Here is a 25,212-nt window from a genome sequence, read left to right on the forward strand (position 1 = left end):
GAATTTATTAAAATCCTCTACCCATACCTGAGAAAGGAGAACTTTGCCTGTTTTGCTGCTGTTGCTGCTGATTGTTCCTATCTTGGTTAGGATCTCTTCTACGCTTCTCTTCCGGTTTATTTGTAGTAATCTCAAGTGGTTTTTGTTTTATGAGTGTAGTGGAATTTATATCCCACTCTTCAAGATGATCTGAATAAGCCCTGATAACGAACTTGCCGTTGTAATAAAACACCTCTTCCGGCTGCCTTCCCTCTTCGTAATTTCCTGTGGTCCATTTACCATCACCATTTTCATCGATTACAAGACGAGCGTATATATCCCCCGGTGTCAAGTCCTGAAATCTTGCAACATTGGATTTGACTTCACTTTTTCTGAAAGGTTTATCTGAGTTATTCAACAGTTCAACAAAGGCTCTCTTTCCTTCGGGCAAGCCACTTATTTTGATCTCAAGGTTACCATACTGGTCGAGTGGTTTCACTGTAAACGATTGTTCAAACCTATCATTCCATAAACCGTAATGGCTAAATACTGTTGCAGAGTCGATCTTGACTAAATATCTGCCACCCGGTTCCCAGGTTGGGCGAAGTGTGTATTTCCTTGGATTAAGTGAATCAGCCAGCAACCTGAAAGGCACAGACTCATATAAAGAGTCGACCTGAATTGAAAGTTCAACATATGAGGAATCAAACTCTAATACGGGCTGATCAAATTCTAACCTGATCGGATTATATAATTCAAAACTTGATTGAATGTTGCTGTTTATTCTAAGGAACTGAACTGGTGCATCCTGCACATTATGAGATGTATCAGCCGGAGCACTTTGTGCCCTGTCTGCCCCCCTCCTGGCAGCCTGCCTCCTGAAATTGAAGTTGACAGTATCAGTAGTCATTACATCTTTATTCAGAGAGTCTGTCTTCAGATAGTTAATCTCAAGGCGTATTGTGTCCTGTTTATATATTAGAGAATCGGTAATCCAAATAGAGATAGTATCATTATTTATGCTTCTTTCTTCTACATACCAGTTATCATTAGCAGGAGCAGGTTCAATCAACGAAAAAGTCGGCACCTCAGTTGGAGCTGAAAACATAATATTGAGTCTGTTCTCAACCGGTCGCTCACTTTTCTGCAGATACCTTCTCTGGAAGTCAGAAAGGAATGATCTAAGTACAAGATCATCTGGAAGATAGCGAGTGTAATTAACCGTTTTTATAGTATCTATTGTTAAGCTATCAAGAAAAATGGTATCTTGACGTACAGCCATCGTTGTTGAAGGCGATACAATTGAATCGAGGAAAGCTATAGCCTCTTGAGGATTATCATATTTATAATCCCTGTTCATATCTGTTAAAGCAAAAACCCTATATTTCCCGGGAGCCATACCTCTAACTGTGAAATCACCACGTGAATTGGTTCTTGATATACGTTCAAATGGGACCTTAGTGAACATTGTATCATCGAAGTTTGAATGAATACCAACATAAACACCAGGCTGTGGCTCAAGATCTTCTGCATTCAGCACTCTGCCCGAAATAGATAGAGTATCGAGCTGATCGCCAGTTGAAAAGGAATAGACGAAATTTTCCAAAGGGTTCCCCTCATTGTTATCAACCACTGCATCTGTGAAATCAATTGTATATGTAGTATTTGGCAGTAGCTCATCGTTGAACTCAACAATTGCTTTTTTACCTATTGAGCGTATGACAGGCATAGCAATCTGAGGAGGAGTGATGATTACCTTTTCGGCTGGACTCTCGATCTTAATATTTTCATTAAACTCGATCTCCACTCTTTTTGGAGTTGCATTTAATGAATTGAAATCGGGTGAGGCGTTGATTACAACGGGCGGATCTACGTCGTAAGGACCACCGGTAGGGGCAGCTATGTTTGCGCAAGAGTGAAACATTGCGACAATTAACAACGAGAAAAACAGGAAAGTTATAATAGAAAAAATCTTATTCAGCATATTTCTACAAAGGAACTAATACATTTTATGTCACAAATGTACAATATTTTCATTAAGTAATTCATCTATGATATTTTTACTTTACAAATAGCCTACTGCTGATTGCTTGATAGCAGCTTGTGCCCTATTCTGCAATAGAGGCATTTGCGCTTATCGCAATACTCTTTCTTCAATTGAATCAATGCTTGTGAATCCATGGCATTCTTAGGAACAATACCTGCACGACTGAATTCTCTGATGATAGAATTATTTTCGGCACCTATTGATTCAAGAAGATCTTCTGCCAGATTACAATACCTCTCCTGTAAAGTTTTTCTGCCATATGTAAAAAGTATCGGTACAACAGTATTGATTATCAAGATATCAAGAGATGATTTACCCAATATTTTACTGCTTCTGCCCGATACTTTATTGAATGAATAATGAGTTTGCCAATACTCCGATGTCTCTGTTACGAAATGTGCTATCATCTGATCATAGTTCTCTTTTTGTAGAAAAGTACTGAAAAGTCGCCCCGACTTCTGAAGAAGTGCTGCCAACTGTGCAATACGAATTTCAGGGAAGGATCCGGGACGAACCCTTAGTTTTCTCATATGTGTATTGTCGGGACATATAAGTTTATATTTCCTCTTAAGGAAATCATACTCTCTCTTTAGTTCCAGATAATAATCATCAAAATCATCATTATTGCTACAATTTTCAAGCATGCCTGCCTGTCCAAACATAAGAGCTTCAATCTGAAATAGGCTATCACCATGCTTTTGTATAATATTTAACGGGAGTGAAAGCGCAAGGCGTTCAAACTCATCTGAGTTTATTCCAAAGCCAAAATTTCTTGACAGCATAATATAAAAAACATCATCCCACGAATTATTAAAGCGATTAAGAAGACGATTTACATCACTTGTCTTCCGTTCAAGTCGCTCTACAGCCAGATAGGTAAGCCATGCATTTAATTTCAGGGGAGACAGCGATGCAAGAAAATCCCAACAGGGAATTTTGCATCTGCTGAACAGTAAATAATCGGAACTTTTGCGAACTGTATCAGGTATTTTTATTTCGCATTGAGGCAGCTCTTGCCCCATCTCATTAACTATCACACCATTAACAACTTCAGATATATGCAATATAACTGAATTATATGCTTCATCCCGGTGATGCCCGTGCTTGTACCAATCATTTGAAGTAAGGTGTATCTCAACATTTCCGGCCCATATGGTGTTATTTATTTTGATTTTTGCATTAAAAAAATCAGGACCGGCATCTTCATTATGTAATCCGGGATCAATTACCTCAATTAAATTTCCTTTTGCGGTTTTCAAAGATTCAGGGTTGTATAACCTGTTTTTCCAAATATAATGCAGTAGATGTTCCGTGTTCGCCAAAATGATTCAGTTTAAAAATCAAAAATAAAATTAATTATCTAAAAGTCAAAATCAGGTAAACTAAAGTAGATGAAATAGATTCATAATCTGAAGAAATTTCAGTAAATTTGCAGGCTGGTATTTTTTATAATTCCTTAATTAGGTTATTCTTAATAGTTATTTTGCAATCACAGAGAGAAATTGATTTTCGGACAAAAAAGATAAGTAAACTTGTCTGGGATTATGCACTACCGGGTATAGTGGGTACTTTGGTTACCATGTTATATAACGTGGTTGACCGTATCTATATTGGCCAGGGTGTAGGAGCATTGGCTATCTCCGGACTTGCAATTACAATGCCGGTTATTAACCTGACATCTTCACTTGGTATGCTGGTTGGAGCAGGTGCAGCAGCCAGAATTTCGATATCACTTGGTAGAAATGATAAGCAAACTGCAGAAAAGATTTTAGGGAACTCTCTTTTACTGACTTTAATATTAAATGCCGTTTTTATAACCCTGTTCGTATATTATCTCGATCCTATACTTATCTCTTTTGGAGCAAGTGAGCTCACGCTGCCTTATGCAAGGGACTATCTCCAGATAGTGTTGCTGGGGAATGTGCTTGTGAGCCTTACTTATAACTTCAACGCGATGATGCGGGCTTCTGGCTATCCCCAAAAAGCAATGTATACAATGCTTATAGGAGCAGTTATTAATACAATTCTTTCCCCAATATTCCTTTTCGGGTTTAATATGGGAATTAGAGGTGTAGCATGGGCTACTGTTATATCTATGTTTATAGGTCTTCTTTTTGTTATGCATCACTTTACAAGAAGGAGCAGTGTTATAAGATTAAGATGGAGAAATGTGAGACTTAACAAAGCTATTATTTTATCCATCATATCAATAGGTCTTTCTCCATTTAGTATGCAGGTTGCAGCTTCAGGAGTTAATATATTGATGAACACCTCACTGATACGATATGGCGGGGACTTGGCAGTAGGTGCATTTGGAATTATTAATACCATATTGGGACTTTTCCTGATTACGATACTTGGGCTTAATCAAGGGACCCAGCCTATTTTTGGATTTAATTATGGCGCAGGGAATTATAAACGAGTAAGACATACTCTGTATTATACAATGAAGATTGCAACAATAATAACTACTGTAGGATTCATTATAGGGCAGCTGTTCCCAAGACAGATAGCAATGGCATTCACTACTGACACCGAACTTCTGGATCTGACAGAGAGAGGTGTAAGAATTGCAATAGCAGCTCTTCCTCTTGTTGGAATGCAGATTGTGGCATCGAGCTTTTTCCAAAGTCTTGGATATGCTTTTAAATCGATAATCCAGAGTCTTAGCCGACAGTTGATATTTCTTGTTCCTGGTATCATACTTTTACCTCGATTATGGGAACTTGATGGATTATGGATTGCTCTGCCTATTTCAGACACATTAGCCGCAATGCTCTCATTAACTCTATTGTTAGGTCAGATAAGGTTATTAAAGAGAATGGAAAATGAGCCACTTCAATCTGAAAGTATAAAAACATCCAATTAGGTTTCTTATACAAAAAGGTGTAATATACAGAGTAATATCAATTATGCCGGAACAATGTTTTTAGGTATATTTACAAACATGATGCAAAAAATTGAGTGAATTTGTGTAGTTTTGTATACTAACTTCATTATATCAGATTATAGATAATTTACTAACATATTAAAATTAAAGTATGAAACGAGTTGTATTAATCCGTCATGGCGAAAGCAAGTGGAATAAGGAAAACCGCTTTACCGGCTGGACAGATGTTGATCTCACCGAAAAGGGAATTGAGGAGGCACACAAAGCAGGTAAATACCTTAAGAAAGAAGGCTTTCAGTTTGAAAAAGCTTACACTTCTTACTTGAAGAGAGCTGTAAAAACATTAAACGTTGTTCTTGATGAGATGGATCTTGACTGGATACCTGTTGAGAAAACATGGCGTTTAAATGAGAAGCATTATGGTATGCTGCAAGGCCTTAACAAAGCTGAAACTGCTGAGAAATATGGTGATGATCAAGTACTTATCTGGCGCAGGAGCTATGATGTTCCACCAACAGCACTTGCAAAAGATGATGAACGTTCACCATTCCAGGATCCTCGTTACAAAGATGTTGATGAAAAAGATCTTCCACTGACAGAAGCACTTAAAGATACAGTTGAGCGTATCTTACCATACTGGAACGAAACTATCGTGCCAGATATGAAGAAATACAATGAAGTTATCGTTGCAGCTCATGGAAACAGTTTACGCGGTATCATCAAGCATCTTAAAAATATATCAGATGAAGATATTGTAAGTCTGAACCTGCCAACAGCTGTTCCTTATGTATTTGAATTTGATGATGACATGAACCTTCTGAAGGACTATTTCCTTGGTGATCCGGAAGAGATCAAAAAACTGATGGAAGCAGTAGCTAATCAGGGAAAAGCAAAGTAATTAATAGTAATTCATTTATATTAGAAGGTATAGATAAAAATAATTACAGCAAAAATGCCTTCTTTATAAATTGAAAATTATATAGATCGCCGGATATAGTTAAATCCGGCGATTTTTTTTATTTAATCAATACATCCGCAAATATTGGCCGATGATCGGATGCCACCTTTTCAGCAATAACTCCATTAGTTTCCATCACTCTCCAGTCATCATTTGCATTGTAACCAAATATATAATCAATTGTACTGTGAGGACTTCCTGCCGGGAATGTATAATCAGCAGGAGAAATAAGAGTGGTAAATAGCTTTAGCAATTCCTTCACCTCACCCATTTCGGGAGTTGCATTTATATCACCTACAAGAAAAAAAGGTTTATCAGGGTTAAGTTTTTCAACCTCTTTCTTTATAATTTCGACTGACTTTAATCTATCTTCGCTATGTAAAGAGAAATGGGTATTCCCGAAATAATAATCATCCATTTCGACAATCAGCATCATCCTTGGTTCACTTTTACATGGCAGAGGAACTTTTATGACACTAATAGGTTTCTCTTTTGATAATACACCAATACCATATTTTCCCCCATCATAATCAATAGAAGCGGCATAAGTAGCATACATTAAGGTCTTCCTTGAAAGCACATTTAACACATCAACACCCTCGCTCCTACCAGTTACGCTATCGAGTTCCTGAATACCAATAATATCGGGTCTCACACTCTTGATCACATTTGCAATTCTATCATAATCTGTAATATCATCAAGACCTCTTGCATTTCTAATGTTGTATGACATGAGCCTTGTTGATTTTTCGTGCTTATTTTCTGGAGCCTTAAAACCGGATATAACTGATTTTCCCACATCAGACGTGATTAAAGGAGCAATAAGTTTATAGCCTTTTTCATTTGGATGCAAGCCATCTCTGAATAGAGACTCATCAATTTTATCATTTCTAAGAAGATTAACCCCCGGATTAATAAAGTGCCACCCGTTTATTTTTGCCATTACTGAAACCTTCTCATTCAATCTCTTTATCCTTTCTTCCTGAGATCTCATTGGCAGTAGTCCCGCAACTTTAATTACAGCATCATTTTGCCTTAATTCTATTTGTCGAAGAAGAAATTCCAATCCCTCAACAATCTCTTCATCACTATTCAAGCCGATATTATTAATACCTATCATTAGCACAACCTCTTCAGCATTAAAACCATCCAACTCACCGTGATAAACCCTCCATAATACATTTTCTATCCTATCCCATCCACAACCAAGATTGAAGAAACCCTCCGGCTCCATATATTCTTTCCAGCTCTCCGGTCCACTTTCTCTCCCTTTTTCATCGCTCCAATAATGTATGATTGAATTGCCAATAATCACTTTTTTGGGAGGACTATTTTTAATTTTATCCAGTTTTTGTCTATGTCTCTCTTTCCACTCATAGATGTATGGCTCCCTCCTCTGGCTTACAGCCTGTGTTGTTTTTATATCACCTTTAGGCATGTTTAGAATCTTACGAACAATCTTTTCATAAGCATCAGCATAACACTGCATCCCCAGATCATTTGGATGTATATAATCTACAGTTCCGTCTTCAGGAATATTTATACTATCCTTATACAGATAATAGATGTTTGATATACCTGAATGTCTTAAAGAATCAAAAACCTCTCTAGATGCTCTGTTTAACATATCAACAACCTCCTTACGACCTTTAATCATACGATCATTCAGGTATCCTATATGTTCAGTGATCAATATAGGCACATCACTCTTTTCTCTAATTGCCAGAATTCCATAAGTAGTCCTTTTTTTAACCTCTTCTGCCGTCAGATTAGTCATATTGGGCAGACAGTCATATATAATCAACGAAGCATCAAGCTCACTAATCAGATCCACCATCTCTTTTTCTAGAGGTCCGTTTCCTGAGAAAGCGAGATTAACAACCGGAAAGTCTAGTTTACGTGAAAGAATGTTTGTCCAACCCATAGCAGGACGAGAAGCACACCCACCCTGTGCAATTGAAGTACCATAGACAACAATAGGCTTTTCATTCAACTGAGGTATAAAAGCAAACTCTGCAGACTCAGGTACTCCAATCTCCAGCCACTCTATACTATTGTATAGCGGCAGAAAGAGCCTGTACTCATATCCATGTTTAAACTTCTCTTCTTCTAATATGTCGTTATATGAGAATTTAATGGTATCGCCAAAACTGTATCTATCTGTAATGAATCTACTATTTCCTTCAGAATCTATTGCATACAAATCTACACCTGACTTACCGGTTGCAGGCATGTGGTTCATTGCAAAAGCACCAGACACACCGTATCTCACCTCAATTTTATCAGCATTTGTTATAAAGTGTATTGCAAGTCCTGCTGAGTTTTCTGACAAATCCCATACACTCTTCCTGACAAAATCCTCAGCACGATCAGGAAGTCTCTGATAACTGTTCTTTATTTCATCACTCCAACCTCTGTTCTGAATAACTGGATATTCAGCCTCCATTGGATTATACCACTTAATTTGACCTTGAGCACATAATACAGATAAACTGAGTAACAAGAAAACAATAATGCTATTCTTCATAATACCAACTTCTTTAATAAAAAATGGGGAGCTTTTTTAGTAAAACGCTCCCCAAAATTAATATTTTATTACCACTTAAAGCAGAAACATCTCTTCTATAAGCAGATTTTATCAGATACTAAAAACTGTAATCTGACTTTATACTTTTCTAAAATAATAAAGCACAGAGTATCTGTTTCAGAAACTCAAGTTTACCACAACAGGGAAATGATCAGATGGGAAATGACCATAGTGCACATCATTAAGAACACCATATTTATTAACCATAATATCTTTGCTTACCCAGATATAATCAATTCTGTTATCCATAGGAGAATTTAGTCTGAAAGAGTTGAAAGTCCCTTTAGTCCCGTATGGTGGCTGCAGAGTAACTTCATATGAGTCATTAAGAAAGCCATCTTTCAAAATAATTTGTATCGGCTCTGAATCCGGCACAGCATTAAAATCACCGGTTGATATAACAGGATAACCATTGGCAATTTCTTTTATCTTACTCAACATCAAATAGGATGACTGCCTTCTAGCTTCCTTTCCCTCATGATCATAGTGGACATTAAAAAAGAAAAACTCTTTACCTGTTTCAATATCCTTGAATTTTGCCCATGAGCAGATTCTGTTACAACATGTTGCATCCCATCCTTTACCAGGTACATCCGGAGTCTCAGAAAGCCAGAAATTACCTTCATCAAGAACAAGCAGTCTCTCTTTCTTATAAATAATTGCAGAGTGTTCACCGGCATCCTTTCCGTCATCGCGACCAACTCCAACATAATCATATCCTCCCGGTTCCAGAATATCCATTATCTGATGATGAAAGCCTTCTTGAATTCCAAAAACATCGAAGTCATGAAAGCGAATCAATCCGTTTACCATGTCTTTTCTATGTTTCCATGAATCCAGATTGTCGTTCGGAGTATCCATACGAATATTAAAGGTAGCGACAATTAAATTTGTCATACTATTCTTTTGAGCAGACAAAGTTATAACTGATAGTAATAAAAATACTGTCCATAAAACTTTTGTTCTCATTTGGTTTATTTTATGATGTTCATTATTTATTTACCCCGCTTCTCTTAAGCAATGCATCAATTGAAGCTTCACGACCTCTGAATCGTTTATAAAGCACTTCAGGTTCTTCAGTATTTCCACGCTCCAGAATATTCTTACGGAATGAATCAGCAGTTGCTTTATCAAATATTCCATTCTCTTTAAATAATGAGAAGGCGTCGGCATCCATTACTTCCGCCCATTTATAGCTATAATATCCGGCAGCATACCCTCCAGAGAAGATATGGTTGAAAGAGGTTGACATACAAGTTTCTTCGATAATCGGCAACAATTGAACACGTTCCATTGCTTTAGTTTCAAAATCTATAATGGATTTTGAATTATCCATTTCAAAAGGTTCTTTAAGTGAATGCCACGCCATATCAAGATATCCGAATGACAACTGGCGCAATGTAGCATAACCTACATTATAATTCGCAGCATCCACTATACTTTGCAGAAGATCTTCCGGCATCTTTTCACCTGTTTGATAGTGGAACGCAAACTTATCCAGGTAATCCTTCTCTTTCAGCCAGTTCTCCATAAAATGCGATGGCAGCTCAACAAAATCACGATAAACACTGGTACCTGAGAGCGATTCATATGTAGTCTTTGTCAGCATTCCATGCAGAGCATGACCAAACTCATGCAGAAATGTATTTACCTCACTAAATGTTAGCAGAGCAGGCTCAGTTTCGGTGGGTCTAGTGAAATTCATTACAATTGTAATATGTGGTCTGCTATCTTCTCCATTTTTTATATATTGACCTTTAAACGAAGACATCCATGCACCGGAGCGTTTACCCTCACGAGGGTGGAAATCAGTATAAAGTACTGAAAGGAACTCTCCCTTTTCATCAAGCACATCAAAAGCCTCAACCTCTGGGTGATAGACCTCAATCTCAGGATTTTCCACAAACTGAAGACCATAAAGCTGAGTTGCAAGTCCAAAAACACCCTTCTTCACATTCTCCAGTTCAAAGTAAGGGCGAGTCATCTCATCATTAACACCGAAGCGGCTATCTTTAAGTTTCTCAGAATAGTAGCTCCAGTCCCACGGCATAATCTCTATCTCTTTACCCTCCATCTGAGAAGCGAATTGCTTTACATCATTCACCTCTTTACGAGCAACAGGCCCAAAAGCCTCAGCCAGACGATCCAGCAACCCGAATACCCCATCAGCATTCTTAGCCATCCTGTTTTTCAGTACATAGTCGGAAAAACTGTCATAACCAAGGAGCTTAGCAATTTCAAGTCGCAGGTTTACTATTTTCTTAATATTCTCACTATTGTCAAATTCACCCCCTTTTATGTTTTTTGTGCTATTTGCCATATACAGCTTCTCTCTCAGGTCACGTCTGGAGGAATACTTCATGAAAGCACTTAAACTTGGAGCAGATAGATCAAATAACCAGCCTTCTTTACCCTTTGACTTAGCTTTTGCGGCAGCAGCATCAATAACACTCTTAGGCAATCCAGCCAAGTCAGACTCATCCGTCAACAGCATCTCAAAAGCATTAGTTTCACGAAGAACATTCTGTCCAAACTCCAGTGTAGCTTTACTCAGCTCCATTGTAAGTGCTCTATATTTCTCCTTATCTTCTGGAGATAAAGTTGCACCACTATTTTCAAAACCTTCGTAATATTTCTCAACCAGTCTTATCTGTTCCGGAGTAAGCCCCAGTGAATTACGTTCATCATATATCGATTTTACACGCTTAAAAAGATCCTCATTCAGATTGATATAATTTGAGTGAGCAGACAACTTAGGACTCAGGCGCTGTGAAATTTCCATCATCTCATCATTACTCTCAGCACTAAGAAGGTTAAAAAAGACTGAGCTTACTCTATTTAGAGTTTTGCCGGAATACTCCATAGCTGCGATAGTATTTGCAAATGTAGGTGCATCACTATTAGAAGCTATTTTGTCAATTTCCACCTTATGCTCTTCCATACCCTTTTCAAAGGCAGGTTCAAAATGCTCCATTTTGATATCATTGAATGGAGCTGTTCCATATGGCCTGTCGAAAGGCTTAAAAAAAGGATTCTCTTCAGCAAAAGCAATTGTCATCATCATTATTAAAAAAAATGTTACTATCGATTTCTTCATATAAATATGCAATAAAAGTGAGAAAACAAATAAGTGTTATTTTACAAAGTTAAATTATTTTTTTTCATTTTACTCTTATTTTCATCTAATACCTGGTTGCCTTTTTACACAGTCTGTGATTTTCTTTGTATATCAAGAAGGTATATCTATTTTTGTGTAAATTGCTGAAAAATTTAATTTAAAATATGAAAAAGTTCACTTCTCACATTTTGCATGGTAAAATCCTATTTATCGCATTACTTTTTATTGCCGGATGTGATAGTCCGCTAAAACTACAGGATCTTGACTATACAGAAGATCCAATTGATATCCCAAATCCTGATAGAGGAGCATATCGCGGCCGCTGGCAAAATATCCCTCCTGAGTTAGTAAACGAGATTAATTCACCCTATGGAATAACTCCTGAAGTAGATCACCGAGTACCAGTTGACGAAACAACTCCCCTGTATCATGGTAGACAAGTACCTACCGTTGAAGGTGACGATATTGTGGAGACAGAATTCTATAACGGTGTTAACCAGAAAGATAAACCATATATTGGAGGGACCGGAGTCTCAGCTTTTCCAAGTATATCTTTTATGTCGTTCGACCTCTGCAACTTCTCCTCAAATGCATTTTTGTCGGCGAGTGATGCTTTCGCTTATAATGAAGATGGACTATTTACTGATCCTCACACTGGGAAAGCAAGAACAGGTGTAACAGGACCCCTTACTCCTTATGCTATTGAATATATCAGAGGATTGCTGTTAAGGGTGAGAGATGGTGAAGGTGTTGCTTTTGTAAAATTTTCATACGACGGTAATGGCTTCAATTACATAGAACCGCATAAATACCCACACCTTGATCTTAAAGAGGGGTTGATACATGGACCTGAGCCTACGTATATTACCGAAAACAACCCTTCTGCAATGTGTAATTTAGAGGGACATGAAGATAAAACCTGGATTGAGTACCATATCTGGCAACTAACACCAATCTTCCAGGAATTTGAAGATATCATCATGTGCGTTAAAACAGGAATGCTGGGACCTTGGGGTGAACAACATTCATCACCTGAAGCACAGAATGCCGACGCATACAAAAAGCTTCTGGACGCCTACCTGGAGGCTGTACCATCATCAAGACCACTTATTACCCATGCGGGAGGTTATCTTGCTTGGTATAACGCAACATACTGTACAAACTACACATTTACCAACATAGATGAAATGCCCGCACCACCTGCAGGTTCACCTGAAAGTCGCTTCGGCTTCTTCAATGATAGCTATGCAGCCGGTAATTGGAGTGACAATGGTTCTCTTTCTGAAGGAAGCTCAATGATCGCTGAAGTATATGGCAACAGTGTGTATGATCGTTATAAAGTAGTTAAATGGTTCCACAAACAGAACCAAATTCTGCAGGGTGAAGGTGGTATAGGTGACAATATATTTGGTAACATGCCTGGTGCAATAATTGAAGCACAGCAACTGCGCACAACTGCCTTGAATATGCGTCATGGCAATTATTCAAGGTGGAACAACTTCATCTATAATGAGGAGAATGTAACAAAACCGATACAGTTTCCTGCCTCCGAAGAGGAACTTGAGAGCGGCAACTACACCGGAGAAATTAAAACTGCTATATTCGACCCTGTATATGATGGCAAAACCGGATTGGAATATTTCCGCGACAGGTTGGGTTATCGACTTATTCTTCGCGAATCAAAAATCAGCGAAACTTGCAAACCGACGGGCAGACTTAACTTCACAGGCAAGATCCAAAATGTAGGTTTTGGAAATATCATCAACAGAAAAAATGTTTCACTGATCCTCAAATCCAAAAATAGTACAGATTTATTCAGTGTACTAACAGATCTTGATGCCAGAGAGTGGCTGACAGATGAGAATGGAAACAGTCGTGCTGATAACACAAAAGCATGGCATACTATGAATGTATCTGTAAACCTCAGTGAGCTGGGAACAGTACCTGCTGGTGAATATGATATATATCTTAAAATAAACGATCCTTTGGAACAAAGTATCAATAAACGCAGTATTCGATTTGCCAACAAAGGCAATATGTGGAATGCTGAGCTGGGAGCTAATTACATAGGATCAACAACGATAAAATAACAGATAGATGAAAAGAATATTTATTTTAATTTCGATAATACTTGCAACAACATTAATAAGTTGTCAGTCACAACTCCAAAAGCAAAACCTCGACTACACCGAGAACCCTGTTGATATCCCAAACCCCGACAGAGGATTTTACAGACCTCAATCATATGTTGTACCTGTTGATTCTGGATCAGAGCCAACAATTCCTGATCTCAAGGCAACTATTGCAGGTACTGATGTAAAAGTTGACTCCCGCATTGTTTACATGGAATTTGATTTGAGAAACTTCTCTTCAAATGCACCACTTGATGGATTGCCTGCAGGCAGGTGGAGCAGTAAACAGCCCAATTATGGAACAACACAACCATTGACCCCTGCGGCACTTGATTACATTAGGACTGCACTTCAGCAGATAAGGGACAGTGAAGCTGTTGCAATCGTAAAGTTTAGTTACGATGGAAGAGGCTATACTTATCACAACAGAGACGGTTACGATGAGTTTATACACGACTGCGAACCAGGTGCGCCTCAAGGACGCGCCTGGTATGAGTCAGGTGGTATAAATGGAGGTACTCCTGAAAATTCAGACCTTTGCGGCATACCCGGTCACGAGAACAAGAACTGGGTACAGTATCATCTCTGGCAGATAGGCAATGTCTTCAGAGAGTATGAAGATGTGATAATGACAGTAAAAGGCGGCTTCTTTGGCCCATGGGGGGAAATGCACTCCTCATCATATGCCAGAACTGCAGAAGGCTACCATTGGTTACTTAATGCCCTTCTGGATTATGTACCTGAATCACGCTCTATTCTTGTTCATGCCGGTGGTGTAATGGCATGGCAGAATATGGAATATGGTACAGAGTACAACTTCAAAAATCTGCCACCTGCTCCAGAACGTGGATCGCGCGCACAACGTTTTGGAATGTTCAACGACAGCTATTCAAGAGGCAGCGACAACTTTACAGATGGTGGCTCTCTTTCTGAAGGTATTAATTTAATAGGAGGTGAGTATGACAGAAATGGTGCTTTAACCTGGGCAAGAAATCAAAGTAATTTCTATGGAGGAGAGACCGTAAGATCAGGTAATGAGCCTGATAATCCATATCAGCTCTACCCCAGATTCCCAAATGTACCCTATGAAGCATCATATGCACAGACAACACATCTCAATACCAGCTACAGTTCAGCTGCATACAGTCTATGGAGCGATTTTATTTACAATGAAGAGAATGTAACTGTACCATTTACCCCTCAACATGATGGAGTAACTCGCACTGCGATATTTGATCCGGTATATGATGGCAGAAATGGGATGGAGTTTATGCGTGATCGCTTGGGATATCGTCTGGTACTTCGTGATGCAAACGCAAGTAAGCAGGTAAGACCCAATGGAACATTAAAATTCAGAGGAAAACTACAAAACGTAGGGTTCGGATTAATAGTCAATAAGAAGCAAGTATCTGTAATCCTGAAAAACAAGAATGGATCAACTACATATTCAGTCATTACAGATATTGATGCCAGAGACTGGACTCCAAGCCTGGATAACAGACCCACTAATAAATCGGCATGGCACGATCTGAATTTCAAGATCAACATGAGTAAATTTGGCATTGTAGAGTCAGGTGAATATGACATTTACCTTAAGATCAACGATCCGAAAGAGAAAAGCACTAACAAACGTTCTATTCGCTTTGCCAACAACGGCGAAATCTGGAATACAGAGTTGGGAGCAAACCTGATAGGATCAGTAGCCGTAAAGTGAAAATGACCGAAGTTCTTTCTTTCTCTCCTTCCAGTCGGGTAAAATCTCTGCAAGGAGAGAATAGAAGTTCTCTGAGTGATTAAAATGAATCAGGTGACACAACTCATGCACCATTACATACTCAATACATCTTTCGGGAGTCATGATCAGCTTACTATTTAGTGAAACAGCCTTTCTGGAAGAACAACTCCCCCACCTCGACCTCATATGTTTCACAGTTATTCTGGCAGGTGCAACTTTATATATACTCCTGAAACTTTCTATAACAGGTGTGACAATCTGAGGAAGCCTTTCCTTTGCCATAGAGAGATGCCACTGGCGCATCAATTCCTCAACTATTGATTCATCGACACACTCAACATCAATATACTCACAATTTAACATCACCCTGTTAACATCAGCTTTTCTAACCCGAAGGATAAACTCCTCCCCCAGAAAAAGATGTTTCTCACCGCTCAAAAACTTTCTTTCAGGATTCTTAAGTCTCTGCTCCTCAAATCTCTTCCTGTGTTTTTCAATCCACCCCATTCTATTTTTAAGCACCTCATGTATCTGTCCATTAGTGGCCCGCTTAGGCGCCTTAACCACCACTCTACCATCGGGATGCACAATTATACTAATCGATTTACGAGAAGATTTCACCAGGGAATAACTCAGAGAAGCAACGTTCATTTTCATTTAATAACTAAACAATGATTTTCAAAGCTTCAAAGATACAGAATATCATATTCTAATTTTATCGATTTTATAAAGAAATTTTTTTAGTACATTGGCACACTATTTGCAATACCAATATCATAAATTAAATTTATAAATATAGAATAAAATATGAGTTTTTTAGATATAGCCCAAAAAAGATACACTACTAAGAAGTATGATAGCAGCAAAAAGATAGATGAACATACAATTGAAAAACTGAAAGAGATTCTAAGGTTAAGTCCATCATCAATAAACAGTCAGCCCTGGAAATTCACCTTTGTTGCCGACGAAGAAATAAAAAGCAGGTTAGCTGAATTCTCTTTAGGAAACAGAGAAAAGGTACTTGACGCCAGTCACATTGTTATTTTCAGTGTAGTCAAAGATGCGGAGGCTTTCGAGAATAACAAATTAAAACTTTTACCTGAATATACTACAACATATTACAATAGAGTATTAAAACCCAGGGGTGACGAGCAGATTATGACATGGCTCACCTCTCAGGTTTACCTCTCTTTAGGATTCTTTTTGAGTGCCACAGCGACTTTAGGAATCGACTCCACTCCAATGGAAGGGATAAACACAAAAGAGTATGATGCAATATTAAAAGATGACAACTACAAGACACTGTTTGCTGTTGCCATAGGTTACAGAGACAAAGAGGATGAGAATCAGCCATCCCTGAACCCTAAATTCAGATTAGATGCTGAGGATGTAATCCGATCGATATAGAATAATACTCAAAAAATTTCAGATAATATGTTCGGCTCCACTCTTCCTATGTTTTATTTCGACTACCTTACCTAAATGATAAACTATATACCAGAAGCAATAATTACCATTTTTGCAAGGTTTGAAGTCATCCTCAACAATATTAAAACGTATAGGGTAGCCGTTTTTCTGTAGTACAGGTTCAAAAGTAATATTGACTATTTCCACAACAAGAATATCACCACTACCAGTGGGTCCTGTGGTCATACTCAGATATTTGTAATCTATTGGGAAATATGGATACACACCATTATTGTATAAATAAATCTCGCTGACAGGTTCACCCTCCATTAAAGCTTTATTATACAGCAATCCTATATTATCGCCCTCAGTCCATGTTTGAAGATATTTCCTGAAGGTAGTATCCTTAATTTCCCTTGCTTCAGTCTTTTTTTTACCTGAAATTATTTCATTAAAAGACTCAGGTTTTATTACCAGTCGCAGTGTATTCTCCCTAACCGAATTCATAGTTTTTCAACTTACACATTATTAAAAAACTTGAACAAGAGTGGGCAGTGACACACAAATATAAACATTCCTTTGGAATATTTCCCAAAAGAATGATATATTTTTTACCTAACAATAATTTAAGTTAAAAAAACTCAGCAAAATTATCAATTTCTACTCTTTGCTTCTTTCTTCCACCTTATCTTGAGGGATGATCAGATTCAGCAATACTCCTATGAGTGCCGACAAACCAATGCCTGTCATGCTAATTTCACCAATCTGCAGAACAGCACCTCCAATTCCTGTAGTAAGTATAAGTGATACAATTATCAGGTTACGGGTATTCCCCATATCAGTTTTGTTAGAAACCATATTATTGATACCCGTTGCTGCGATAGTCCCAAATAATAAAAGCATAATACCACCCAGCACAGATCCGGGTATAGTTTTAAGGATCGCACTGATTTTTCCGATCATAGAGAAAACAATTCCTGTTATAGCTGCAATACGAATAACTACAGGATCGGTAACTTTTGTAAGCACCATAGCACCTGTAACTTCGGAGTATGTTGTAACTGGAGGTCCACCAATTGAACCAGCAATCATACAAGCAATTCCATCTCCCAGCATTGTGCGGTGCAAACCTGGTTTCTTCACAAAATCCTTTCCTGCCACCTGGCTAACTGCATATACGTCGCCAACATGCTCAATTACCGGTGCAATTGCCACAGGTATCATGAACAATATAGCGCCCCATGAAAATTCAGGTTTCTCAAAATGAGGCAAACCAAACCAGGCAGCTTCAGTAATAGGAGACATATCTACCCTTCCTAAGATCACAGCTGCAATGTAACCAACAATGATACCTGCAAATATCGGGATAAGCTTTAGCAGCCCTTTAGCAAACAAGCTCACAACAATTGCAGTAGTAAGTGCAATGATTGCCAGCAACCAGTCCTCTTTTGCCATATCCACACCTGTACCGGCTAAAGAGAGACCGATCAGCATAATTACCGGACCTATCACCACCGGTGGAAACAATCTTTTAATTAGCTTCACCCCCTGCCATTTTACAAGTGCACTCATAACTATATACACAAAACCAACTGCCACCATACCAGAAAGTGTCCCAGCTAAACCATACAGCTCTGTAGCTTTTACTATTGGAGCAATAAATGCGAAACTACTTCCAAGGAAAATTGGAACAATACCCTTTGTAACTAAATGAAATACCAGAGTACCAACACCTGCAGTAAATAATGCTGTTGAGGGATCGAGCCCGACTAAGAGAGGAACTAATACTGTTGCACCGAAAGCAACAAAAAGAAATTGCACTCCAACAATGGTTTTATAAAACGGAGTGAGCTGTTTGTTTTCCATTAATTGTTAAAATAAATTTTTTTGGGTGCAAATATAATATATGTAAATCAGTTTTTCAGGATGCTTGAATAGATTTTCTTAATTTTTTAGCTTTATTATTAAATTTATCTTCCTCGCCGAACTCAAAAAGTCGGCGAACTTCACAATTACAGATTTTACATCTGCCATGTACCCTAATATCATTAAACTCTGTAAGATAAAGTTCTGTGATATCAATCCCATTTTTTGCAACATCTCTGCAGTTTAAACAATACACATTGTGCGCTATTGAGCATTTGAAAAAATCTTTATCAGATTCATCAAGCAACAATGCCAGTTGAAACTGGTTAATTTTAATTTCAGATTGAATACTCATAAAACTTGTAATTTAACTCATGGAAACCTGGTTATGCTATATTTTTCACCTCTTTTTAAAAATATACATCAAAGAATTAAGAATTATAACTATCGGTATTTCAATTAAATCGCACAAATGTAATAATTAATTTGTAATAATATTGTATTTATTTTGCAATTTTTTAATCCAATTTAAAACATTATAAATTAGAACTTCTATCAATTTGATACGAAATATATCTATAACAAATTGCAGACAAGCATTAGACAAGAATTCAGGATGTAAACAAATTAAAAAACGGACGCTGAAAATACAACGACCGTTCTTAATTAATTCTTCTTTTAATACTTAAATCAAACTTCTTAGTTCATCCGGAGTGAAATTCATCGCTTTTATAACTCCGTTTTCGTCTATTAAGTAATTTCGGAAGCCTCGATTCAGCTTAAAATCATTATAGATTTCTGAATCTGCCCCATCAATTTCACAAAACTGTGAAATTCCTTCGAGGTTATCCATTTCAAAAGTCCTCTTTATAACATCTTTGTTCTTATCAAAACTGACAGATATAAACGTTGCGTCTGCATCATTCATCTTAAGATAATTATACAGAAGAACATTTGTGGCTCTGGATTGGGCGTCATATGATGCCCAGAAATTAACCACGACTTTTTTGCCTTTATAATCACTTATCTTATAACTATCACCCTCCACATCCGTTAAAATAATATCAGGTATTACTTCTCCCGGATAATAACCTATTGATGGAGCAGCATCCTTTACAGAGCCCGATGATAATACAAGTGAAAATATTGCTATAAGGCAAAAGTTCACGTACCTCATATAAAATAATTTTGGTTAGTAAATAGGCAAGCCGTGCTTCTCGCAGTTGCTAAACCTTTTATTTATAAGGACTTTTCGCTAAAAGTCCGATTTTAAAGAGGTCAAAAGTATGTCATTTTTTTGTAATACCGAATTTTTGAGATAAAAAATTTCATTTCAAATGTTAAATTTGAGGAATTCATTTAATGTTGAACCGAAAAAAACGACTCAACTGCCTCAATTGAAGTATCTTTCAACAACACTCTCTTATCTTTATCCAGTAAATATATGGTAGGAATAGCCTTTATATCGTATAATCTCTGATTAGTAATCTTTAGATCCTTATCATATCCATGCACCCATCCAGTAGGCAAATCAGACAGATGCGACAGCCACTCATCAAGATCCTGATCAGGATATAGAGTAAGTATTGTAAGCATTGTCCTGTTAGCACTATTTCTCGAAAGAGCATTGTTTATAGGCGCTGATTTTGCCATCTGCGCAATTACAGCTTCACAAGTGGGACATCCCGGATTAGAAAACATGAGAATAGTAAATTCACTTTGCAGATCATATAAAGAGTAAGAACGACCCGACGCCAGAGTGTAGCTGAAATTATTGGCTCTTTCACCCACTCTGTTCTTCTTTACCATATCCAGCTGAAATTTGTATACCGATTTTGAAACATCTGTCAACATCGAAGATCTTGCAATCTCATTCAACACAGGGATATAATACTCCTCATTACGGAAAGGTGAATTAGGATCGTAGAAATACTTTTCAAAAAGCGAAATAAAATGTACATACATTGCAGTATCTGCCTCAGCGCTCCTGAGAGTATTCACAAGCGATTCATCAGCATTTGCCTTTGGTACGTAATTCAGTATATTGATAAAATCCACAAAAGCCTGTTCAGTAATTTCGGGGCGTCTGGCTAAATCAGCATTACTAAAATCAAACCTGTCCCAATAATGACTTACAAGATATTTTGCACGCTCATCCGTATCTGTTATAACTTCAGGTATATCAGGAAGTACAAATGTATCAGGCACAATTGTCGGAGAGACCACCGATAATTCCTTATCCTTAATATCTCTTTTAGAAGATTGATACTCCTTGCCAGAAGAGCATGAAACAGCAGATAAAATAACAATAAGTAGGGTAAACGAACACAAAGACAAAATATTTCTCATAATACTAACTTCTTATTTTTGCTTATCTCGGTAAAGATAGAAAAACCGTGGAAAAAACCGATATTTTTTTAGTACATTTGTATTTTACTGATCATCCAAATCATCCCGAATATACATGGATACTTTTATTGTTTCTGCTAGAAAATACAGACCATCCACATTCAAAAGCGTGGTTGGGCAAGAGGCTCTGACAACTACATTAAAAAATGCCATTGTCGGCAATAAACTTGCGCATGCATATCTTTTCAGTGGTCCCCGCGGTGTCGGTAAAACCACCTGTGCACGCATTTTCGCGAAAACAATCAACTGCATGAACCTCACTCCCGATAACGAAGCATGTAACAATTGCGAGTCGTGCGTTGCATTCAACCAACAGAGGTCATACAACATCCATGAGCTTGATGCTGCATCCAACAACGGTGTAGATGATATTCGCATGCTGATCGAGCAGGTTCGCATCCCACCACAGATAGGCAAATACAAGGTTTATATTATCGATGAGGTACATATGCTCTCGCAATCTGCCTTCAACTCATTTCTAAAGACACTTGAAGAGCCTCCCTCCCACGCGATATTTATCCTTGCTACAACAGAGAAACATAAGATCATACCCACAATACTATCACGCTGTCAGGTTTATGACTTCAACCGTATAAATATTGCCGATATTGTTGAACATCTGCAATACGTTGCACAGGAAGAGGGCGTTACAGCCGAAGCAGAAGCACTGAATGTTATAGCACAAAAAGCGGATGGCGGTATGCGTGATGCACTATCAATATTTGATCAGACCGCAAGCTTCACACAGGGAAATATAACATACAGAGCAGTAATTGAAAACCTCAATGTACTTGATTACGAATACTATTTCAGACTTACCAACGCTATTCTTGCCGGCAATGTTGTAGATTGCTTGCTGATTCTTAACGATATCCTGAACCGTGGTTTTGAGGGACAATATATCATTAGTGGTGTAGCATCGCACTTCCGTGACCTGCTGGTCTGCAAGGACCCAAAGACAGCCTCTCTATTTGAGGTTGGTGCATCTATAAGAGATCAGTATATCGATACTGCAAAGCAATGTAGTAATGAATTCCTCTACAAAGCAATTGAGATTGCAAATGAGTGCGACCTCAACTACAGGGTTAGCAAAAACAGACGTCTGCTTCTTGAGCTTACACTAATTAAACTGTGTCAACTTCAGGAGAATCCCACATCTGCTGCAGAAAAAAAAAGTTCTCTAAAGCCGATTGAGAAAACAGCCTCAGAATCAAAGACTTCGCAAACGGAGGTAAAGAAATCTGACGCAACACCAAAGGTGGAGACTGCGCCAACTCAAAAAAAGACAGAACAAACACCTGATGAAACATCAAAGCCAACTACCCCTGTAAAGAAGAAATCTGCCTTAAAAGGAATGGGTATATCCATCTTATCTCTTAGAGATCAGAAAGAGGAAGAGCCCGAAGAAGAGAAAAAAGCAAGCACCGGCAATGGCAACAACCCATTCACGGAAAAAGAGCTTAAAGAAGCATGGGATGAATATGCAGCAAATCTCAAAGGAGAACCGCTACTCAAAAACACCATGAGCCTCTATCATCCCAGACTGATCAGTGATGTAATCTTCGAGGTAGAAGTAAATACCGAGATAAACAAAGAGTACCTTACAAACAGCAGTCTTTCAATCCTTTCATTTCTCAGAAGCAAGGTTAAGAACGACGATCTAACAATGACAATAAAGATTGCAGAAGGAAATGCTATCAAAAAACCACTCACCTCTCGAGAGATATTTGATGAGATGGCAAAAAAGAACCCTTCACTACTGAAACTGTCAGATGAATTTGGTCTGGAGCTGAATTAAGAAACATTTAAACAAATAAAAGAGAGCTTACAAGGGATGAGACTCCAAAATCTTTTCTTCCTGATTTTCTTAATCATTCTATCCTGTAACAATAATAGAAGAGATTCAGCGACCCCTGCAGATATCCATGCAGATTCCACTGCAGAGGATCTACAAAATATTATACAGGAACCTGTGCTGCCCGACACAATAATAGATGCAAGCTATACTTTTGATGAAGCAGTAGAGTATTCAGAAGCACCCGAAGAAATAATCAGTCAGCTTGAACTGGTTGATGTATATTACATATCCACTGATGGCAAGATTCACAAAGGGCAGGTGGTTACTAACCGACAAATCGCCAATGATATAAAAGAGATTTTCAGCTTCATGTTAGATGAGGGATTTGTAATTGAAAAAGCAATACCAATAGTAAAATATGGCTGGAATGATAGTCTATCTATGGCTGACAACAACAGCTATAGCTTCTGCTATAGAAACATATCCTATTCAAAACATGCCACAGGAATGGCAATTGATATAAATCCAAGATTCAATCCACTCAGATGGAAAAACATAGACAGACCAAACACTCCGGCCGGAGCGGTGTTGGACACAACTGTCAACGGCACACTATACCCCGGCCACATAGTTGCAAATGAGTTCCGCAGGTTAGGATTCAGGTGGGGACATACCTTCACTAAATACTATGATGATCATCACTTCGAGAAAAGGTGATTACTTATATGCCCAGTTCTCACTATCCAGATTCCTGTAATTTATAGCCTCTGCAATATGAACGGGTTTTATATTCTCACTGTTATCAATATCAGCGATAGTACGGGCAACCTTTAATATACGGTCGTATGCTCTTGCCGAAAGCGATCGTCGCTCCATTGCTGTTTTAAGCAACTTCAGTCCCGCAGCATCAGGCTGTGCAAATCTGTGCAGCATCCGGCTTGTCATCTGCGCATTAGAATGAACACCCTTTACACTCTTAAATCTCTTACGTTGTATCTCCCTTGCCCTGATAACCCTCTCTCTTATATCAGAACTCTTCTCTGAAGAAGCCCTACCAGATATCTTCTCAAATGGTACAGGAACAATCTCAATCTGTATATCTATTCTATCCATGAGCGGACCTGATATTTTATTGAGGTACTTAAGAACAGAGCCGGCAGGACATACACACTCCCTGTCAGGGTGATTATGATAGCCGCAGGGACAAGGATTCATGGCTGCTACCAGCATAAATCCGGCAGGATATTTAACACTGTATTTTGATCTTGATATGGTAATTTCACGATCCTCAAGAGGTTGACGCAGCACCTCAAGAACACTCCTATTAAATTCAGGCAGCTCATCCAGAAACAGTATCCCGTTGTGAGCCAGACTTATTTCTCCAGGCTGCGGATTAGTACCACCCCCAACCATTGCAACATTACTGATTGAGTGATGAGGTGTTTGAAAAGGGCGGTTAAACATTAGAGATGAGTTCAAATCAGTCCTTCCCGCCACACTATGTATTTTGGTTGTCTCGAGTGCCTCATCCAGAGTAAATGGAGGTAGAATTGATGGCACCCTTTTAGCCATCATAGATTTGCCTGATCCAGGGGGACCAACCATAATTATATTATGGCCTCCTGCTGCAGCAACTTCAATTGCTCTTTTTACATTCTCCTGACCCTTAACATCTGAGAAATCAAGCTCATAATCAGATATGCTATTTCTGAATTCCTCTTCAAGGTCAACCTTGGTTACATCAGGCAGTTCGTTGTTATTGAACATATCAACCACCTCTCTAATATTGCTGACACCATAAACATCCAGGCCCTCCACAACAGCAGCCTCCTTAGCATTCGCCAATGGCAGAACAAGCCCTTTAAAGCCATTTTCTTTTGCCATTATAGCAATAGGCAAGGCACCTCGCAGGGGCAGAACAGAGCCATCAAGCGAAAGCTCACCCATAATAAGATAATCACCAAGCTTATCCGTTCTCACAGACTCAGAAGCTGCCAGAATTCCAACAGCCAGCGGGAGATCGTACGCCGAACCCTCTTTCCTGATATCTGCGGGCGACATATTAATAACTACTTGTTTGCGAGGGAATTTAAGCCCATTTACTTCCAGAGCCGACACAATACGTTCGTGACTCTCCTTTACGGAAGTATCCGGTAACCCAACAAGGAGAAACCGGATACCTCTAGAGCAGTTTACTTCAATAGTGATTAGAGTTGCATCTATACCTTGAACAGCTGCTCCAAATACTTTGACCAGCATTTGTTACAGTTTTTCAGATTATATTTT

19 protein-coding genes are annotated in these 25,212 nt (G+C 38.3%); 7 read left to right on the forward strand and 12 right to left on the reverse strand.

The window, feature by feature from the left end; genetic code table 11:
- Positions 1 to 7: 7 nt before the first annotated feature.
- Positions 8 to 1,903 (reverse strand): Ig-like domain-containing protein, encoded by a 1,896-nt coding sequence (locus PHO43_RS04285; protein ID WP_288011439.1) that lies wholly within the window; start codon positions 1,901 to 1,903, stop codon positions 8 to 10.
- A gap of 152 nt (positions 1,904 to 2,055) precedes the next feature.
- Complete coding sequence (locus PHO43_RS04290; protein WP_288011441.1) at positions 2,056 to 3,348, reverse strand: DUF2851 family protein; 1,293 nt, start codon at positions 3,346 to 3,348, stop codon at positions 2,056 to 2,058.
- A gap of 161 nt (positions 3,349 to 3,509) precedes the next feature.
- Here PHO43_RS04290 and PHO43_RS04295 point away from each other — a divergent pair, with 161 nt between their 5' ends.
- Entirely contained in the window at positions 3,510 to 4,895 is a 1,386-nt protein-coding gene (locus PHO43_RS04295; protein WP_045091011.1) for an MATE family efflux transporter, read from the forward strand.
- Between the two features lie 172 nt (positions 4,896 to 5,067).
- Positions 5,068 to 5,814 (forward strand): 2,3-diphosphoglycerate-dependent phosphoglycerate mutase, encoded by a 747-nt coding sequence (gpmA, locus tag PHO43_RS04300; RefSeq protein ID WP_045090412.1) that lies wholly within the window; start codon positions 5,068 to 5,070, stop codon positions 5,812 to 5,814.
- Between the two features lie 118 nt (positions 5,815 to 5,932).
- Here the strand turns inward: gpmA and PHO43_RS04310 are convergent, their stop codons facing one another.
- The 3 genes from PHO43_RS04310 to PHO43_RS04320 form a co-directional block, all read right to left on the reverse strand.
- Positions 5,933 to 8,401 (reverse strand): SGNH/GDSL hydrolase family protein, encoded by a 2,469-nt coding sequence (locus tag PHO43_RS04310; RefSeq protein WP_353738324.1) that lies wholly within the window; start codon positions 8,399 to 8,401, stop codon positions 5,933 to 5,935.
- Between the two features lie 177 nt (positions 8,402 to 8,578).
- Entirely contained in the window at positions 8,579 to 9,430 is an 852-nt protein-coding gene (locus PHO43_RS04315; protein ID WP_045090413.1) for an endonuclease/exonuclease/phosphatase family protein, read from the reverse strand.
- A 22-nt stretch (positions 9,431 to 9,452) separates the two neighbouring features.
- Positions 9,453 to 11,558, reverse strand: a complete 2,106-nt coding sequence (locus PHO43_RS04320; RefSeq protein WP_045090414.1) for a M3 family metallopeptidase — start codon at positions 11,556 to 11,558, stop codon at positions 9,453 to 9,455.
- A gap of 185 nt (positions 11,559 to 11,743) precedes the next feature.
- On the opposite strand from PHO43_RS04320, the gene PHO43_RS04325 reads away from it, so the two are divergent.
- Together PHO43_RS04325 and PHO43_RS04330 are read left to right on the forward strand one after the other, a co-directional pair.
- Positions 11,744 to 13,669: a DUF4832 domain-containing protein gene (locus PHO43_RS04325; protein WP_288009727.1), complete on the forward strand. Its 1,926-nt coding sequence runs from the start codon at positions 11,744 to 11,746 to the stop codon at positions 13,667 to 13,669.
- 7 nt (positions 13,670 to 13,676) lie between these two features.
- On the forward strand, positions 13,677 to 15,425 hold the full coding sequence (locus tag PHO43_RS04330) for a DUF4832 domain-containing protein (protein ID WP_288011443.1): 1,749 nt from the start codon (positions 13,677 to 13,679) through the stop codon (positions 15,423 to 15,425).
- On the opposite strand, the gene PHO43_RS04335 is transcribed toward PHO43_RS04330, so the two are convergent.
- Entirely contained in the window at positions 15,408 to 16,097 is a 690-nt protein-coding gene (locus PHO43_RS04335; protein WP_288011445.1) for a M48 family metallopeptidase, read from the reverse strand. The two genes, PHO43_RS04330 and PHO43_RS04335, sit on opposite strands and share 18 nt — an antisense overlap.
- 156 nt (positions 16,098 to 16,253) lie before the next feature.
- Here PHO43_RS04335 and PHO43_RS04340 point away from each other — a divergent pair, with 156 nt between their 5' ends.
- Positions 16,254 to 16,853 carry a nitroreductase family protein gene (locus PHO43_RS04340; protein WP_045090418.1) on the forward strand — a complete coding sequence of 200 codons (600 nt, stop codon included), beginning with the start codon at positions 16,254 to 16,256 and terminating at the stop codon, positions 16,851 to 16,853.
- A gap of 18 nt (positions 16,854 to 16,871) precedes the next feature.
- On the opposite strand, the gene PHO43_RS04345 is transcribed toward PHO43_RS04340, so the two are convergent.
- The 5 genes from PHO43_RS04345 to PHO43_RS04365 all read right to left on the reverse strand — a co-directional run bounded on the left by PHO43_RS04345 (position 16,872) and on the right by PHO43_RS04365 (position 21,068).
- A complete protein-coding gene (locus tag PHO43_RS04345; RefSeq protein WP_288011447.1) occupies positions 16,872 to 17,360 on the reverse strand; it encodes an ASCH domain-containing protein in 489 nt (162 codons plus the stop codon).
- A 153-nt stretch (positions 17,361 to 17,513) separates the two neighbouring features.
- On the reverse strand, positions 17,514 to 18,719 hold the full coding sequence (locus PHO43_RS04350) for a uracil-xanthine permease family protein (RefSeq protein ID WP_053827156.1): 1,206 nt from the start codon (positions 18,717 to 18,719) through the stop codon (positions 17,514 to 17,516).
- A gap of 55 nt (positions 18,720 to 18,774) precedes the next feature.
- Positions 18,775 to 19,074: a hypothetical protein gene (locus tag PHO43_RS04355; protein ID WP_053827155.1), complete on the reverse strand. Its 300-nt coding sequence runs from the start codon at positions 19,072 to 19,074 to the stop codon at positions 18,775 to 18,777.
- A 330-nt stretch (positions 19,075 to 19,404) separates the two neighbouring features.
- The gene (locus PHO43_RS04360; RefSeq protein ID WP_045090422.1) at positions 19,405 to 19,896 is read right to left on the reverse strand and encodes a TlpA family protein disulfide reductase; all 492 of its coding nucleotides are present in this window, start codon (positions 19,894 to 19,896) and stop codon (positions 19,405 to 19,407) included.
- 182 nt (positions 19,897 to 20,078) lie between these two features.
- Positions 20,079 to 21,068 (reverse strand): DUF5106 domain-containing protein, encoded by a 990-nt coding sequence (locus tag PHO43_RS04365; RefSeq protein ID WP_045090423.1) that lies wholly within the window; start codon positions 21,066 to 21,068, stop codon positions 20,079 to 20,081.
- Positions 21,069 to 21,183: 115 nt separating this feature from the next.
- On the opposite strand from PHO43_RS04365, the gene PHO43_RS04370 reads away from it, so the two are divergent.
- The gene (locus PHO43_RS04370; protein ID WP_288011451.1) at positions 21,184 to 22,926 is read left to right on the forward strand and encodes a DNA polymerase III subunit gamma/tau; all 1,743 of its coding nucleotides are present in this window, start codon (positions 21,184 to 21,186) and stop codon (positions 22,924 to 22,926) included.
- A gap of 36 nt (positions 22,927 to 22,962) precedes the next feature.
- Positions 22,963 to 23,643 carry a M15 family metallopeptidase gene (locus PHO43_RS04375; protein ID WP_074010764.1) on the forward strand — a complete coding sequence of 227 codons (681 nt, stop codon included), beginning with the start codon at positions 22,963 to 22,965 and terminating at the stop codon, positions 23,641 to 23,643.
- Here the strand turns inward: PHO43_RS04375 and PHO43_RS04380 are convergent, their stop codons facing one another.
- Positions 23,644 to 25,185 carry a YifB family Mg chelatase-like AAA ATPase gene (locus PHO43_RS04380; RefSeq protein ID WP_288008850.1) on the reverse strand — a complete coding sequence of 514 codons (1,542 nt, stop codon included), beginning with the start codon at positions 25,183 to 25,185 and terminating at the stop codon, positions 23,644 to 23,646.
- Positions 25,186 to 25,212: the final 27 nt, after the last annotated feature.

Source organism: Lascolabacillus sp. (assembly GCF_028696275.1).
In the GTDB taxonomy this organism is placed as follows: Bacteria; Bacteroidota; Bacteroidia; order Bacteroidales; family Dysgonomonadaceae; genus Proteiniphilum; species Proteiniphilum massiliensis.